Raw genomic sequence first — 14,794 nt, 5'->3', positions numbered from 1 at the left:
CCCACCACGCGATTTCGTCGTCTGCCGCTTCGTCGTTTACGTTGGAGGATGAAAGATATTTTTGCCCGCATATAACCTTCGTTAGCGCGCAAAGATCCTGCGAAGCAAACATTGAGGCTGACTAGATGACGGACCGCCAGGACCTTGCGCAACTGGAAACGCGACTTTTGGCTCTCGAGTCGAAACTCGATAACTTCGAGAAGACAATGAAGAGGGCTTTGGACGATCTATGGTCTCAGAATGAGGGCCTGGCGGCGCTCTATCGGTTGCTGGACGGGAAGAGCGTTCTTCCCAAGATGCGAGGGTGGGCGGCGTCTCCTGATTTTCTCAGAATGGTTTCCGAGCATATCCTGGAACATCGGCCGCGGGTCATTTTGGAGTGCGGGTGCGGGAGTTCCACCATTATCATGGGATATCTTGTCGAGTCTTATGGGGGAAGCGTGACTTCCATTGAGAATATACCGGACTGCGCCGACAAGGTTCGCGCAGAACTAACTTCGCGCAAGCTCGATCAGAGCGTGAGTGTCATCAGTTGCAATCTCAAGACCTTCCGCTATGGGCCGTTTAGTCACGATTTCAATTGGTATGATCTTTCTTTCGCGACGCTGCCGGCAAAGGTTGACATGCTCGTCGTCGACGGTCCGTTCGGCGGTCTGAACCCGCTTGCAAGATATCCTGCTGGGCCGGAGCTTTTGAAATATTTGGTGCCAGGCGGGGTCATTTTTTTGGACGACACGAAGCGGGCGGATGAAAAGCAATTACCCGATCTTTGGAAGAAGATTTATCCGACGTTGGAGGCGCATAAGATGCCTGCCGAGAAGGGGGCGATCGAACTGATTTTGAAATAGCGAATTCCCCTTACGTCCTCGACGTGAAGAGGAGCGCTCACGTGCCCAAAGTCCCAACGGGAGACATCCGGTGCTCAGCGCTCGCGAGATGAATTTGGCATTGGATCATTAGGTTCAATCAAAAAGCTCTTGTTCGACCCTGAAACGGCTCCTTGCACCGTTTCGGCTTCGTCCTTGAGGTGTACGCCGGAAAGACCGCGCTTGCGCGCTTCAGTCATCAGATAGAACAGCTTGTGCGCGGCGCCGTCATAATCCAATCCCTCGCGCCTGACGTTCGAGATGCAGTTGCGCGCTTCGTCCGTCAGCCCGACACGGGGATTCAACGTCATATAGATTCCCATGCTGTCGGGGGAGCTGAGCCCCGGACGCTCGCCGATCAAAACCACGACCATTCTGGCGCCGAGCAGTTGCCCGATTTCATCGCCGACTGCGACCCGCGCTTCGCGGATGATAACGAGGGGAGCAATGCGCCAACCTTCTTTGACGAGCGGCGGCAGGATCGCGTCCAGAAATGGAGCGGCGTTCTCTTCGATCGCAAAAGAAGAAAGCCCGTCGCCGATTACGAAGGCAACGTCGTAGCTGCCGGTGCGCGGCGCCATGTCGCCCAGTTGTTTGCGTGACGCGTCGTCGAGGCGGCGGCCTTTGTCCGGCCTCTGTAAATACATCGGCCGGTTCTCGGCTGCGCTGTGAAGGACCTGCGTTTCATGCCCGCGCGTTTTGAGAGTGGTTTCAAGCGCCGCGGTATCGAGTTCATGATGGACTGCGTTGCGCGCGCGCGCATGAGCAAGCTGAAATTCTAGATGCGGCTTCGTGGGAAGGCTCGTGCCGGCACGCCCGAGCGCGATACGCGCCGGGGTGTACTGTCGGAGCTTGCTCCACGGATTCGCGACGACTACGGGCTTCATTTCATCCGACATGGCCGTGCTTGACCTCAGTGAAGATGTGAAAGTGCGCGTTGAAATGGCTTTGGCAGCGTGTCGGCCAGCCTCAAGGCATCACCGCTCTGGAAAATGCCGACGTTCAACAGCCATTCTTCGAATTCCGGTGATGGCTTCAGTCCCAGTGCCTTGCGGACATAAAGCGCGTCGTGGAACGACGTCGTCTGATAATTCAACATGATGTCGTCCGATCCCGGAATACCCATGATGAACGTGATCCCCGCAACGGCGAGCAGCGTCAGCAGGGTATCCATATCGTTCTGATCGGCTTCGGCATGGTTCGTATAGCAGATGTCGCAACCCATCGGCACGCCCAAAAGCTTGCCGCAGAAATGATCTTCTAGTCCTGCGCGAATGATCTGTCGGCCGTCGTAGAGGTATTCGGGCCCGATGAAGCCGACGACGGTATTGACGAGCAGCGGGTGGAATTTTCTCGCAACCGCATAGGCTCGCGCTTCGAGCGTCTGCTGATCGATTCCGTGATGGGCATTGGCCGACAGCGCGCTGCCCTGTCCTGTCTCGAAATACATGGCGTTGTTGCCGACTGTACCTCGCTGCAGACTCTGGGCAGCCTCGTAACCCTCATTGAGCGTCGCGAGATTGATACCGAAGCTGCCGTTGGCCGCTTCAGTTCCCGCAATCGACTGGAACACGAGGTCGACGGGAGCGCCCTTGTTGATGGCGGCGATGCTCGTCGTCACGTGCGTCAGAACGCACGACTGCGTCGGGATGTTGTAGCGTTGGATGATCTCGTGCAGCATTTCGATCAGCGTCGTGACGGCAGCGGTGCTATCGGTCGCGGGATTGATGCCGATCACGGCATCGCCGTTGCCGTACATAAGGCCGTCGACGATGCTGGCGGCGATGCCGGTCGGATCGTCGGTCGGATGGTTCGGTTGAAGACGCGTCGAAAGCCGCCCCTTCAGCCCGATGGTGTTGCGGAACTTGGTTACGACACGGCATTTCTGCGCGATCAGGACCATGTCCTGAACGCGGCAGATTTTGGAAACCGCAGCAACCATCTCCGGCGTCAAACCTGGAGCGAGGGCCGCCAGAGAGCGTTCCGTCGCCTCGTCGGAAAGAAGCCAATCGCGGAATGCTCCGACGGTCAAATGCGAAACCGGCGCGAATGCCTTCGCATTATGGTCGTCGATGATGAGGCGTGTAACCTCGTCGATCTCGTAGGGAATGAGATGATCGACGAGAAATTCCTTGAGCGGAACATTGGCGAGCGCCATCTGAGCCGCCACGCGTTCCTCATCGTCGCCTGCCGCGACTCCGGCGAGATAGTCTCCGGATCGTGCAGGTGTGGCTTTCGCCATGAGGACTTTGAGGTTCTCGAAACTGAACCGGTGTCCACCGATGGAATGAGAATAGCTCATGTGGCACTCGCCGTTTTAGGGGTTCGATTGTGTTAGAAAATTTCGTCCTCGCCCGGAGCCGCTGCCACGAGATGATGGCGGCTGTAGAGGCCAAAGTAGGCAATGAAGATCGCGTAGACGACGGCCGCGCCGATCACCACGCGCGGATCGACGAGGAATCCAGCGACCACGGCGACACACGCAAGAATAAGCGCGACGCCGGACGTGAGGATGCCGCCCGGCGTCCTGTACGGCCGTTCGAGGTTGGGCTCCTGGATGCGCAGAGCGATATGCGACGCCATCATCATCACATAAGAAATCGTTGCTCCGAAGACCGCAATCAAGATCAGAAGATCACCTTGCCCGCTGAGCGAAAGCAAGAAGCCGATGATGCCGGGCACGATCAGCGCCACATAGGGCGTCTTGCGCGCGCTCGTCAGCGACAGCGCCCGCGGCAGATAACCGGCGCGAGACATCGCGAACACCAGTCGCGAATAGCCGAAGATGATCGAGAAGAAGCTCGCGATCAGGCCGGCGAGGCCGACGAAATTGACGAAGCGGCTAACCCATGTCGGACCGCCGTAGACTTTGGCGGACTCGAGCGCTTCGACGAGCGGATTGCCTGAAGCTTTCAGTGCGTCCGCACCGGCGCCGCCCGGTCCGAACGTCAGAATCAGGGCGCAGCAGGCGAGCAGCACCAGGATGCCTCCGATCAGTCCGCGCGGCAGGTCGCGTTTCGGATCGCTCGTTTCCTCGGCCGCGAGCGGCACGCCCTCGATAGCCAGGAAAAACCAGATCGCATAGGGAATGGCCGCCCAGATGCCGATGTAACCGAAAGGCAGGAACGGACTTGCGCCGGCTGCATCGGTGACGGGAATGTCGAAGAGGTTGTTGGCATCGAAGTGCGGGACCATCGCAATCAGGAAGACGACGAGCGCCACGACCGCGAGCGCGGTGATCGCAAAGATGAGCCGCAGCGCTTCGCCTGCGCCGTAGAGATGGATACCGAGAAATACGACGTAAAAGGCTAGATAAACGACCCAGCCGTCGATCCCGAACAAAGAGTTGCAATAGGCGCCGATGAAGACGGCGATTGCGGCCGGCGCGATGGCGTACTCGATCAGGATGGCGATGCCGCATAGGAAGCCGCCCCACGGACCGAACGCACGCCGCGCAAAGCCGTAGCCGCCGCCGGCCGTCGGAGCAATCGTGGCGAGCTCGGCAAGCGCGAAACACATGCATGTATACATCGTCGCCATCAGCAGCGAGGCAACGAAAAGTCCGCCCCATCCGCCTTGGGCGAGGCCGAAGTTCCAGCCTGCGTAATCGCCCGAGATGACGTAGGCGACCCCGAGGCCGACGAGCAGCAACCACCCAGCTGCTCCGCGCTTCAACTGCCGCTTCTCAAAATACTCATTACCGACCTTGTCGTATTCGACTCCGCTATGACCCGTCGTGTCCATCCCGATCCTCTTGAATGTTCTTATAATTTTCAGTCTCAAAGGCGCATCGGCCGATGCGGCCTGGATGGGCCGCTGCCGCTGCGAGTTGCGAGGGCCGTGCATGTGTGTCGATACCAAATGAATCGACTGCACCCTCGGCCCTGGTGGCGCGACGGTAATTTTACGCTATTGTGTCGGCTATCCACTTTCGGCACGCGTGCGCTTCGTACGACGTAGGTCTTATGGGCGGCACGTTGGCCTCTGATGAACTGGTTCGCATCGCAGCATGGAATTGCTGACGGATAGCAACAGTGTTCAGATAGCCCCGCCCCCGGGTGAGACGGCATTCGTGCACGCGGCCAGCACATCCGACATCGACGAGCAGGCGGCTCTGTTGCGCGGGTGGAATCAAACCTACGAGCAGATTTCGGCGGGTCGCTTCAGTGGATCGCTCCTCGAAACTCAGATCGATCGCGTTCAGCTGTTCCGGGAAGTCACCAGCAATTCATTGCAGCAAACGGGGTCGCTCCCCGAAGGGACCATCGCCGTCGGCGCGCCGGTTTCGCTACGGGGAAACGCAACCTTTTGCGGGCGATTGTGCGATGGCCGGCAGCTGCACGTCTTCTCGGGCAACGATCAGTTCGAATTCTTCTCGCCGCGGGGATTGGATATCGTTGGCTTCATTCTGGACGAGCGTGATCTGCGCAGCGCTCTGACAAGCGATGAGCTTGAAGAAATCATGCCCTCCCTTGCAAGGCCTCACTTGCGCTTTGCGGATCTCGGCGCGCTGAAACGTATGCTCGATATCTTCTCGGATGTTTGCGAGATCGTCGCGGAGCCTGCCGGTTCGGCGCACGATCCCGTTCGCCTGTCGTCGATGTCGCGCGATGTGATCGCCGCTGTCGCCAGTGGCCTCGCCCACGGCTATCGCGAAAGATTCGACGTCCCGCCGGCAAAGCGGGCTCTGATCGTTCGCGACGCCCGTGACCTGATTTCCGAATGGTCGCAAGACTTCACATGCATCGCCGATCTGTGCCGAGAACTTGGAGTGAGCCGGCGCGCCCTTCAGCAATCGTTTCAAGATACGCTCGGGGTAAAGCCATCGGCCTATATACGGGCTGTACGGATGAACGGCGCGCGACGCGCGATCAAGACTGCGCATTCGGTAACGGAGGCGGCGACGCTCTGGGGCTTCTGGCATTTCGGCCGCTTTGCGCGCGACTATAACACGATGTTCGGGGAGTTGCCGTCGGAAGCATTCCGCCGCTACCACGGCACGGGCGACCAAGTCGATCGATGAGAGGCAAGGGATATCATGCCTCAATCGCCACACCAGTAAGCCGCGAATTGACCGTGCCAAATTCACGGGTGAGATCGATTTTGGGGCTCGCCTTTATGTCCGCGAGCGCCACGGAACGGCTCGCCATGGCGAAATGTGAGCCGCATTCGTCGACCGTTTAGCATTTTGTCTTATGCTGTACGCTTTCCGCTTTCGCGTTAAGAAGCGTTCCTAGGCATGACGGCTCCGTTTACAGCTAGACCGCTTGGAAATCTGGGCAATTTGTTGATTATCGGCTTGTGCGCGGCGCAGGGCCTTCTCATCTACGCCTTAACGGGCGTATCTAATTGGGCCGTTCTCGTCGCGGCTGCCGTCATCTGCCTTTCGGTTTCGATCGCCGGTCTTTTGTTTGTCCGGACGAACGGTGTACCCGGCAGCACGCGGCAGCGTGGATCTTATGACGAAACCATCGAGCAGTTTTTCTACGTGCTGAAGTCCGATCGGCATGGCCGGCTCATAGATGCAAATACAAAATACCTTGCGCGCATTGGCTACACACTTCAGGAACTGTCCAAACTGCCGAGACATCGTCTTCGCGTCGGCCACTATGAGACCTCATCGCTTTCCGAAATGTGGGCTTCGGTTCGGGTTGGAAAGTCCTGGAGCGGCGAATTCTGCGACCAGGCAAAGGATGGATCGCTCGTATGGATGAGCGCGATCGTCGTGCCGTTCTGGGATGCGCAAGGCAACCTGCAATCGCTCACGACGGTTGGCGTCGACATCACCGATAAGCGCCACGCGGAACAAGCATTGAAGGAGGCAAACTCTCGGCTGAAAGCCTTCATCAAGCATGCACCGGCAGCGGTTGCGATGTTCGACAAAGAGATGCGCTACGTCGCGTATACGGACCGATGGCTAGCGGATTACAATCTCGGAACTGCAGACCTTACGGGACGCTGCCACTACGAAGTCTTTCCCGAAATTCCAGAGCACTGGAAGCGCAAGCATCAACGCGTTCTGGCGGGCGCAACGGAATACTGCGAAGAAGAAAAATTCGTCCGCGCGGACGGTCGCGAGAACATCATCCGCTGGGAAGTCCGCCCCTGGTATCTCCCCGATCAGAGCATCGGCGGCATGATGATGATGACGGAAGAAATCTCCGAGCGGAACAAGATTCGCGACAAGCTCTGGCGACTTGCGAACCTCGACGTTCTGACGTCGCTGCCGAACCGGTTGTCCTTCAACGAGCTCATCCACAACGAAATTCAGTTTTCGCAATCGAGCAACGCACAGTTCGCCGTTGCACTCCTCGATATTGATCGGTTGAAGGAGGTCAACGACACGCTCGGCCACGATGTCGGCGATCAGATGCTGAAGCAGTTGGCATCGCGCCTGAACGATGCGTTGAGCGGAGTTGGCAAGATCGCGCGGTTGGGAGGCGATGAGTTCGCCGTCCTGATACGCGGAGAAGACCCGGAAATTACGGCTGCCTTTGATGTCATGCGGGAGGCGTTGGAGGAACCGCTTGCGATCGGCGGCACACGCCGGAACTGCACGGTCAGCGTCGGCGTCACCAAGTTCCCGAACGATGCAACAACCGCCGGCGATCTCCTGAAGAATGCCGATCTTGCGCTTTATCGCGCCAAATCGGACGGGCGCGACCGCGTCGTCCACTTTGTCCCCGACATGCGAAGCGCGCTACGCAGAAGGGTGGAATTGCAGCAGGAAGCACGACACGCGCTGGAGGCCGGTCAATTCATCCTGCACTTCATGCCCGTCGTTCCAATCGATCCGACGAAACCTGTGTCGTTCGAGGCATTGCTGCGTTGGGAGCACCCTGTGCACGGCCTGCTCGCCCCAGGCAACTTCGAAGAGGTGCTGGAAGACCCGAGGCTTGCGGCCTCCGTCGGCAGCTACGTCATCGAGATGGCGATTCGCCAGGCAGCGACATGGATGTCGGAAGGCAGGGAATTCGGCCGGATTGCCGTCAATGTACTGTCTGCGGACTTTTCTTTCGGGTGTCTTGCGACGCGCCTGCAGGCAACCCTTGGGCGCTATCATGTGCCTGCAAGCAAGCTATGCATCGAGGTGACCGAGCGCGTTTTCCTCGGCGCCAGCGTGACGAACGTTGCGGAGACGATGCATCGTATCAATGCCTTGGGCGTCGAGGTCGCGCTCGACGATTTTGGAACCGGTTACGCATCGCTGACCCATCTCAAGGCGTTCCCGATCGATCGCTTGAAAATCGATCGCTCCTTCGTCCAGGACATGCACGAAAACAACAATAGCTTGTCGATCGTACAGGCCATTATTCAACTCGGGCAGAGCCTGGGATTGCGCGTGACTGCCGAGGGCGTCGAGAACTACGATCAGTTTGTCCTGTTGCAGAGCATGGGTTGCGGCAGTTTCCAGGGCTTCTATTTTTCCCCCCCGCGCTCGGCGGAGGAAATCTCAAATTTCGTGGCCGGCGATCTTGCGGTGCGCCGACCCGCGGCGCACGCCCTCGGCTGACCGGCGGGACCCGCAATCACCGCAAGCGAACTGCAATGCCGCCGGTGGCGTGGTTAAGATCCTTCCGCATACCGCAGATTTGGGATTCCTCCCTGGAGCCAAACGGCTAAACTCCGCTTTAAATCTCGGCCGATGGTCGCGCCGGGACCGGTAACAATTAAAGAACCTGGCGATGAAATGGATGCTGGTCGAGCGCAAGCCGGACGTTATTTATTCCGGCGTTCAGGAAATCTATCTGGGCGCCTCCAACAGCGGGGTGTCGGACGTCGATCTGGCGATGACGTTTGCAACGAGGCAGGAGGCGGAGGCGTACCGGCGCACGCTGAAGCACCGGTATCATTGGGTCGCGGTTACCGCTCCGAAGTAACGAGACCAGGCGCCGTTAAACGGAACCTATTAACGGAACCTATTAAAGGGCTGCCGTGTTTGACGAACCCGGGGATTTTGCAGCGTTCCCGTGCTATAAGTCCTCTCATCGTATCGCGTTCCAGGGAGTAAGCCATGGCCACCGCGCGGTCCTTCTGGAAGGGGCATCTTCGCCTGGCGCTTGTCACCATCCCGATCCGGCTCGTCAGTGCGACGGCGTCTGAAGACAAGATCGCGCTGCACCAGGTCGATCGCAAATCGAAGCAGCGCATCCGCTATCAGAAGGTGGCGGGCGAGACCGGCAAGGTCGTACCGCAATCCGACATCGTGCAAGGCTATGAGCTCGACGACGGCAGCTACGTGCTGTTCGAGCCCGACGAGCTTGATAAGCTCAAGCTGTCGACGCGGCACACGATCGAGCTGACCGAATTCGTCGATGCGTGCTCGATCGATCCGCTTTATTTCGACAATCCCTATTACGTGCTTCCGGATGGCGACGTTGCGGAGGAAGGCTATCGCATCATCCGCGATGCGCTGAAATCATCGAAGAAGTACGGCGTCGGGCAATTGACGATGCGCGGCCGCGAAAACCTGATCGCGATGAAGCCGAGCGGCGAGGGTTTGATGGTCGAAACGCTGCGTTATGCCAACGAGGTGAGGGATGCTGACGAGGTCTTCGCCGATATCGGCAGGGGCAAGCTACGACCCGAGCTGATTGAAATGGCGAAGCAACTCATCGATGAGCGCACGCAAAAATTCGATCCCGGCGATTTCAAGAACCATTACGCCGAAGCGCTTCGCAAGCTTGTCAAAGATAAGGTCGAGGGCGGAGAGTCGACGGAAATCGGCGGTGGCGATGAGCGTCCTGCAGGCGGCACGGTCATCGATTTCATGGACGCCCTTCGCCGCTCTACAGGAAAGACTCCGGCAAAGAGCGGACGTTCACCGGCGAAAACGGCAGCGTCTCATCAGAAGCGCGAACCGGCGAAACGCAGCAAGGCGCGGCCAAAAACAAAAAGCCGCGCACGCGGTTAAGCGCGGCGCGTTGTCTTGCGTCAGCTCTTTGGGGATTTGATAAGTGGGCGCCGGACTTCGGCTGCCGGCTTGTCTTCGCGTAGCCCCTTGAAGGCGGCGTGTCGCAACAGGTTGTCCGCCGTCCAGGCGCGGTATTCGATTTGCGCGACGACAACCGGCTCGACCCAAATAACGCCTTTCCGTTGCACGCCCGTCAATTGCGACGCGAATGGAGGTGCGGCGGTCTTTAGTGGCTTCAGCTCGCGCATCAGTGCGGCGGCCGTTTGCTGCGTGAAGCCCGTTCCGACGCGCCCGGCATACATCAGGCGTTTCCGTTCGAAATACCCAACAACGAGCGCGCCGACCGCACCCGCCGACATATTCGAGACGACGTAACCAATGACGACGAATTCGTCGATCTGGATGCACTTGCTCTTCAGCCATTCGTCGTGGCGGCCCGAGCGGTACGGCCTGTCGGCGCGTTTGGAGACAAGGCCTTCAAGACCCAAGTGGCAGGCCTCTCTCAGCATGCGGGCCCCGTTACCCGAGAGGTGCTCGCTATAGCGGATTTCCGGCGACGCTTGATCCGCGAGCAATTGGCGAAGGAGATCTTTGCGGTCGATCAGTGCAGCGGGCATCAGATTGAAGCCGTCGAGATGCAGAAGATCGAAACATTGAAAGACGAAGCGTTCCGAACGTCCGCCTTTCAGCGCCGCCGCCAGTTCCGTGAAGCTCGAATGCCCCGAGCTATCTTCCACGACCAGCTCTCCGTCGATCAGCGCCTTGTCGCAATGTAGTTTCCGCAAGAGCGCCGGAACTGCGCCGAATCGCTCGGTCCAGTCGAGCCCGCCTCGCGTAATGAGCCGCACGTTATCGCCGTCGATGCGGGCTTGAATGCGATAACCGTCGAACTTGATCTCGTGCACCCAGTCGTCGCCCTCGGGGGGCGCCGCGACGAGCGTCGCAAGACACGGCTCGACGAAATCTGGAAGCGGGCCCCTGACGGCGGCCGCGAGCGAGCTCGGCGAGAGTGCACGGCTCCGCGGTTTCGCCGTCACCCGCGCCGCCGTGGTGCGCGCGCGGGGAGTCATGACCGACCTTCTGCGCGTCACCGGCCGAGCAGCGATTTGATCGCAGCCCCGAGCGGTCGGCCGGAGGAGGCGTAATCTTCCCACGCCTTGGATTTCGCGATCAGGTCAGGAACGGTGTGCACGGTAAAGCGCTTGGGATCGAGACCCTTGCGAACCTGGGTCCATGTCAACGGCATTGAGACGGTTGCCCCAGGCCGGGCGCGTGGCGACAACGGCGCGACGGCGGTCGCCATGCGATCGTTGCGGAGGTAGTCCAGAAAAATACGCCCCTTGCGCAGCTTCTTCGTCATTTTGATTACGTAGGCGCTGGGATCGTCCGCGGCCATTTGCTGACAAAGCGCACCGGCGAACATTTTCGCTTCCTTCCAGCCGATACCGTCGCCGCGGCGTGGCTTTAACCGTGTCACGACGTGCAGGCCCTTGCCGCCCGTCGTTTTGCAGAAAGAAACGAGGCCGACGTTCTCCAAGCGCTCGCGCAACTCGTTGGCGGCATCGACCACGCGCGCGAATTCGACGTCCAGCCCTGGATCGAGATCGAATACCAAGCGGCCCGGCACATCGGGGTCGAACGGTTCGCAATTCCACGGATGGAATTCCAGCGCTGCGATCTGCCCAAGTGCCACGAGACCATCGACGCTGTTGACTTCGATATAAGGTTCGCGGTCTCCGGAGATGCGGACGATATCGATCTCGTCTGATATGCCGCGCATGGCATGGCGCTGAAAGAACGTCTCGCCTTTGATGCCGTCCGGCGCGCGGATGACGGAGCAGGGTCTGCCCTTGATGTGATCGAGCATCCAGGGTCCGACCGTTTCGAGATAGCGCGCAAGATCGAGCTTCGAAACGGCGGCGCCATCGGCAGCGGGCCACATCTCCTTGTCTGGATTTGAGATCGTGATTCCGCAAACGGTGTTTGGTGCAGGATCGCTTTTTCTGTCGTTGGACTTCGCCGATTTTGCGCTCTTGCGCACGGGCATGCGGCGTAGCGGGGGAGGCTCCTTATCGTCCCGCTCCGTGTGTCCGTCGGCGCGGTTTGAATTCCACACGGCATCTGGCTTGGCCGCTGCACGCCGCTTCAGGATGAATGGCTCCGGGCCTTTGCCTCGTCCGGCCGCGATGTCATTCATCGTCCGGTTCGATGCGACCGAACGATCCTCCGAAAGAATGCTGTCTCCATCTCCGGGCCTCGCGGTCTGATCGCGATGCTTGATCAAAAGCCAGTTCGTACGCTTGTTTCCCGCACGGTCATTCTTGATACGCACGAGCACCCAGCTGCCTTCGAGCTTATCGCCGACGAGAACGAATTTCAGATCGCCCTTGCGCAATTGCTGCTCGGGACTCTCCTCACCGAGCGGCGCCCAATATCCGCGATCCCAGACCATGACGGTGCCGCCGCCATACTGTCCTTTCGGAATCGTGCCCTCGAAGTCGCCGTAATCGAGCGGATGGTCTTCGACTTCAACGGCGAGGCGCTTCACTTTCGGATCGAGCGACGGCCCCTTTGTGACCGCCCATGACTTGAAGACGCCGCCGAGTTCCAGCCGCAAATCGTAGTGCAATCGCGTTGCGTCGTGCTTCTGGATGACGAACCGGCGATGCTTGGCCGGGCGGATCGCTGCCGATCCGCTCGGCTCCGCCGTCTTGGTGAAATCGCGCTTGGCGCGATATTCGGAAAGCTGCTTGGTGGCCATCCGTAAGGTCTCCGCGAAAAGCTTCAAGAGCTTAGCCGTGCGTTGCGCCTGCCGCCAGTGCATGCCTCAAATACAAAGAAAGCCGCCGGGGAGTCGTTAAGGCTCCCGGACGGCCCAGCACCTCTCGGTGCCTGACACACGTTGGTACATGCGTCTGATTAATGAACGACGGGCTGCAGTCGAGGGTTCCGTGAGGCACCCGTTCACGCGCGAAGCCAAGCCGCCGCGCCAGCTCTCATCACCGAGGCTTTGAGTTCATCGCGATCGGCGCGGCTGTTGGTCATGGCCGCGAGAACGTGCCGAGCCAAACGCTCACGCAGGACGACGGCACTTGGACCGTTGCGCACATCGTCCGGCAGCAAAGTCCAGACTTCATCGAGGACACTTTCGGCGCGTTCGAGGTCTTCTGGCCCGAAGACATTAAACCCTGGGGACATTGTCATCACTCGCGCAATAATCGCATGAGTCATAATGCATGGACACGCCGGATTAGAAATCCGCGAAGTCCCAACTACGAGATCAACGGGGAGTAGGAACATATTACATCAATGCGAGTTTGGCTGTCGAATGAGTAATTGGTGATGTTTTAGTCATAAGGGTAGGGACCGAGCCATGAACGGGCTGTCTCGTGAGACGCGTCTCCAGATTATGCTTAGTGACGAAGAACTCGCAGCAATCGACGATTGGCGTTTTCAACAGCGCATGCCCAGCCGTGCCGCCGCGATACGACAGCTTCTGAACGTCGGCCTTCATGTGAAACAGGAGGAAGGCGCGGTGAAACCCTTAAGATCGCAGGATTATGGCTTGCTCGATTTCGAGGAAAACTGACGTCTGATCGCGCGCATTTACAGCGCTTGAACGACCATCGCGAAACTAGCTAAAGCCATCACGATGGCAGTCGCCCAGCCGAGATAGCCGAGGCAGCCGCGGACCTTGAATCGACCCATTATCTCGGCGTCCGTTGCGATCAGCATCATGATCACTATGATCGGGACGGCGACAAGCCCATTGATCACGGCGCTGTAATAGAGCGCCTTGATAGGATTCATTCCCGAAAAGTTGATCGCAATGCCGACCACTGTCGAGAGCGCGATCATCCCATAGAACGCCTTTCCTTCCGTTGGATCGAGGGATAGTCCGACCTTCCACTTGAGCGCTTCGCCGAATGCGTAAGCGGCTGAGCCGGCGAGCACGGGAATGGACAGCAGCCCCGTTCCGATGATCCCGAGCGCGAAGAGGACGAAGGCAAGCGAACCGCCGATAGGCTTCAAGGCTTCGGCTGCCTGGGCGGAACTTTGAATGTCCGTGGTGCCAGCCGGATGCAGCGTTGCTCCGACGGTGATGATGATCGAGATTGCAACGACGTTCGAAAACGCCATTCCGACGAGCGTGTCGATGCGGATGCGCTCTTCGGCAGCGGGCGCCTGATGCGGGCGCTTCAAGAGCGGTTCGCGGCGCGGAATCTCGTGGATGTCTTCGACCTCCTGCGATGCCTGCCAGAAGAAGAGGTAGGGACTGATCGTCGTTCCGAATATCGCGACGATGGTCTGCCAGTAGTTTGGGTTGGAAGAGAAATTTGGCACGACCAAACCCTTCGCGACGTCGCCCCATGGAATGTCGATGACGAACATCGTCGCGATGTACGAAAGCAGCGCAATTGTCAGCCATTTTAAAACGGCAACATAGCGTGTGTACGTCATGAAAACTTGCATCAACGTGCAGAGGATTCCGAACGCGGCGACATAGACAAGTTTTGGCCCGCCAACGAGCAGCGCGACTGCGTCGCCCATAGCGCCGAGATTGGCGCCGATATTGATGATGTTCGCCATGAACAGCAGGCCGACCAGCCCGTAGACGATCAGCGGCGGATAATGTGGGATGATGTTTCCGGCGAGACCCTTGCCGGTGGTGCGGCCGATCCTGGCGCTGATCTCCTGCACGGCCGCCATCAGCGGATAAGCAAGCACCATCGTCCAGAGCAATCCGAACCCGAAAAGCGCCCCGGCCTGCGAGTATGTTGCAATGCCGCTTGGATCATCGTCGGAGGCCCCGGTGATCAACCCGGGTCCCAGGACCTTGAATATGCGAGGCTTGCTCGGCTCGACGGCCGGACTTTTTTCAGCGTCAGGCACTACCATGGGGCACCATCGAGCTATGAAGCGCGGGAGTTGAAACGCCCGCCGATCCGCCTTGTTCCGGACCGCGTGTGCCCCGGCCAGCCGGGGTGCAAAACGGGAACGGGCCGTTGAATTT

Annotated in this window: 13 protein-coding genes; 6 read left to right on the top strand and 7 right to left on the bottom strand. The window is 59.0% G+C overall.

Annotated features, from left to right (window positions below):
- The first annotated feature begins 125 nt into the window (after window positions 1-125).
- Window positions 126-848, top strand: a complete 723-nt coding sequence (locus HYPDE_RS09310; protein ID WP_015598179.1) for a class I SAM-dependent methyltransferase — start codon at window positions 126-128, stop codon at window positions 846-848.
- A gap of 74 nt (window positions 849-922) precedes the next feature.
- Here HYPDE_RS09310 and eutC read toward each other — a convergent pair whose 3' ends face one another.
- The 3 genes from eutC to eat are packed head-to-tail and all read right to left on the bottom strand — an operon-like array spanning window position 923 to window position 4,610.
- Window positions 923-1,765 (bottom strand): ethanolamine ammonia-lyase subunit EutC, encoded by an 843-nt coding sequence (eutC, locus tag HYPDE_RS09305; RefSeq protein WP_015598178.1) that lies wholly within the window; start codon window positions 1,763-1,765, stop codon window positions 923-925.
- A gap of 14 nt (window positions 1,766-1,779) precedes the next feature.
- On the bottom strand, window positions 1,780-3,168 hold the full coding sequence (locus tag HYPDE_RS09300; protein ID WP_015598177.1) for an ethanolamine ammonia-lyase subunit EutB: 1,389 nt from the start codon (window positions 3,166-3,168) through the stop codon (window positions 1,780-1,782).
- Between the two features lie 32 nt (window positions 3,169-3,200).
- On the bottom strand, window positions 3,201-4,610 hold the full coding sequence (eat, locus tag HYPDE_RS09295) for an ethanolamine permease (RefSeq protein WP_041321076.1): 1,410 nt from the start codon (window positions 4,608-4,610) through the stop codon (window positions 3,201-3,203).
- 328 nt (window positions 4,611-4,938) lie between these two features.
- Here eat and HYPDE_RS09290 point away from each other — a divergent pair, with 328 nt between their 5' ends.
- From HYPDE_RS09290 to HYPDE_RS09275, 4 genes are all read left to right on the top strand, one after another.
- Window positions 4,939-5,889: a helix-turn-helix domain-containing protein gene (locus tag HYPDE_RS09290; RefSeq protein WP_280109721.1), complete on the top strand. Its 951-nt coding sequence runs from the start codon at window positions 4,939-4,941 to the stop codon at window positions 5,887-5,889.
- Between the two features lie 216 nt (window positions 5,890-6,105).
- Complete coding sequence (locus HYPDE_RS09285; RefSeq protein WP_015598174.1) at window positions 6,106-8,379, top strand: sensor domain-containing protein; 2,274 nt, start codon at window positions 6,106-6,108, stop codon at window positions 8,377-8,379.
- A 172-nt stretch (window positions 8,380-8,551) separates the two neighbouring features.
- Window positions 8,552-8,746: a hypothetical protein gene (locus tag HYPDE_RS09280; RefSeq protein ID WP_144061235.1), complete on the top strand. Its 195-nt coding sequence runs from the start codon at window positions 8,552-8,554 to the stop codon at window positions 8,744-8,746.
- Between the two features lie 134 nt (window positions 8,747-8,880).
- On the top strand, window positions 8,881-9,780 hold the full coding sequence (locus HYPDE_RS09275; RefSeq protein ID WP_015598172.1) for a Ku protein: 900 nt from the start codon (window positions 8,881-8,883) through the stop codon (window positions 9,778-9,780).
- A gap of 20 nt (window positions 9,781-9,800) precedes the next feature.
- Here the strand turns inward: HYPDE_RS09275 and ligD (HYPDE_RS09270) are convergent, their stop codons facing one another.
- The 3 genes from ligD (HYPDE_RS09270) to HYPDE_RS09260 all read right to left on the bottom strand — a co-directional run bounded on the left by ligD (HYPDE_RS09270) (window position 9,801) and on the right by HYPDE_RS09260 (window position 12,978).
- Window positions 9,801-10,850: a non-homologous end-joining DNA ligase gene (gene ligD / locus HYPDE_RS09270; RefSeq protein WP_144061234.1), complete on the bottom strand. Its 1,050-nt coding sequence runs from the start codon at window positions 10,848-10,850 to the stop codon at window positions 9,801-9,803.
- A gap of 17 nt (window positions 10,851-10,867) precedes the next feature.
- Window positions 10,868-12,541 (bottom strand): non-homologous end-joining DNA ligase, encoded by a 1,674-nt coding sequence (ligD, locus tag HYPDE_RS09265; protein ID WP_041321075.1) that lies wholly within the window; start codon window positions 12,539-12,541, stop codon window positions 10,868-10,870.
- A gap of 203 nt (window positions 12,542-12,744) precedes the next feature.
- Complete coding sequence (locus HYPDE_RS09260; RefSeq protein WP_015598169.1) at window positions 12,745-12,978, bottom strand: hypothetical protein; 234 nt, start codon at window positions 12,976-12,978, stop codon at window positions 12,745-12,747.
- Between the two features lie 175 nt (window positions 12,979-13,153).
- Here HYPDE_RS09260 and HYPDE_RS09255 point away from each other — a divergent pair, with 175 nt between their 5' ends.
- A complete protein-coding gene (locus HYPDE_RS09255) occupies window positions 13,154-13,369 on the top strand; it encodes a hypothetical protein (RefSeq protein ID WP_015598168.1) in 216 nt (71 codons plus the stop codon).
- A 17-nt stretch (window positions 13,370-13,386) separates the two neighbouring features.
- On the opposite strand, the gene HYPDE_RS09250 is transcribed toward HYPDE_RS09255, so the two are convergent.
- The gene (locus HYPDE_RS09250) at window positions 13,387-14,679 is read right to left on the bottom strand and encodes an NRAMP family divalent metal transporter (RefSeq protein ID WP_041320269.1); all 1,293 of its coding nucleotides are present in this window, start codon (window positions 14,677-14,679) and stop codon (window positions 13,387-13,389) included.
- Window positions 14,680-14,794: the final 115 nt, after the last annotated feature.

The organism is Hyphomicrobium denitrificans 1NES1, assembly GCF_000230975.2.
Lineage (GTDB): Bacteria > Pseudomonadota > Alphaproteobacteria > Rhizobiales > Hyphomicrobiaceae > Hyphomicrobium_B > Hyphomicrobium_B denitrificans_A.
Note: the sequence above shows the minus strand (reverse complement) of the source record. Positions and strands in the feature narration are given on the sequence as shown.

Bases quoted from the DNA above. Each gene is read 5' to 3' on its own strand.
- HYPDE_RS09250 (WP_041320269.1), bottom strand. From the start codon at position 14,679: ATGGTAGTGCCTGACGCTGAAAAAAGTCCGGCCGTCGAGCCGAGCAAG.
- ligD (WP_144061234.1), bottom strand. From the start codon at position 10,850: ATGACTCCCCGCGCGCGCACCACGGCGGCGCGGGTGACGGCGAAACCG.
- HYPDE_RS09280 (WP_144061235.1), top strand. From the start codon at position 8,552: ATGAAATGGATGCTGGTCGAGCGCAAGCCGGACGTTATTTATTCCGGC.
- HYPDE_RS09275 (WP_015598172.1), top strand. From the start codon at position 8,881: ATGGCCACCGCGCGGTCCTTCTGGAAGGGGCATCTTCGCCTGGCGCTT.
- HYPDE_RS09260 (WP_015598169.1), bottom strand. From the start codon at position 12,978: ATGTCCCCAGGGTTTAATGTCTTCGGGCCAGAAGACCTCGAACGCGCC.
- HYPDE_RS09255 (WP_015598168.1), top strand. From the start codon at position 13,154: ATGAACGGGCTGTCTCGTGAGACGCGTCTCCAGATTATGCTTAGTGAC.
- eat (WP_041321076.1), bottom strand. From the start codon at position 4,610: ATGGACACGACGGGTCATAGCGGAGTCGAATACGACAAGGTCGGTAAT.
- eutC (WP_015598178.1), bottom strand. From the start codon at position 1,765: ATGTCGGATGAAATGAAGCCCGTAGTCGTCGCGAATCCGTGGAGCAAG.
- HYPDE_RS09285 (WP_015598174.1), top strand. From the start codon at position 6,106: ATGACGGCTCCGTTTACAGCTAGACCGCTTGGAAATCTGGGCAATTTG.
- ligD (WP_041321075.1), bottom strand. From the start codon at position 12,541: ATGGCCACCAAGCAGCTTTCCGAATATCGCGCCAAGCGCGATTTCACC.
- HYPDE_RS09300 (WP_015598177.1), bottom strand. From the start codon at position 3,168: ATGAGCTATTCTCATTCCATCGGTGGACACCGGTTCAGTTTCGAGAAC.
- HYPDE_RS09310 (WP_015598179.1), top strand. From the start codon at position 126: ATGACGGACCGCCAGGACCTTGCGCAACTGGAAACGCGACTTTTGGCT.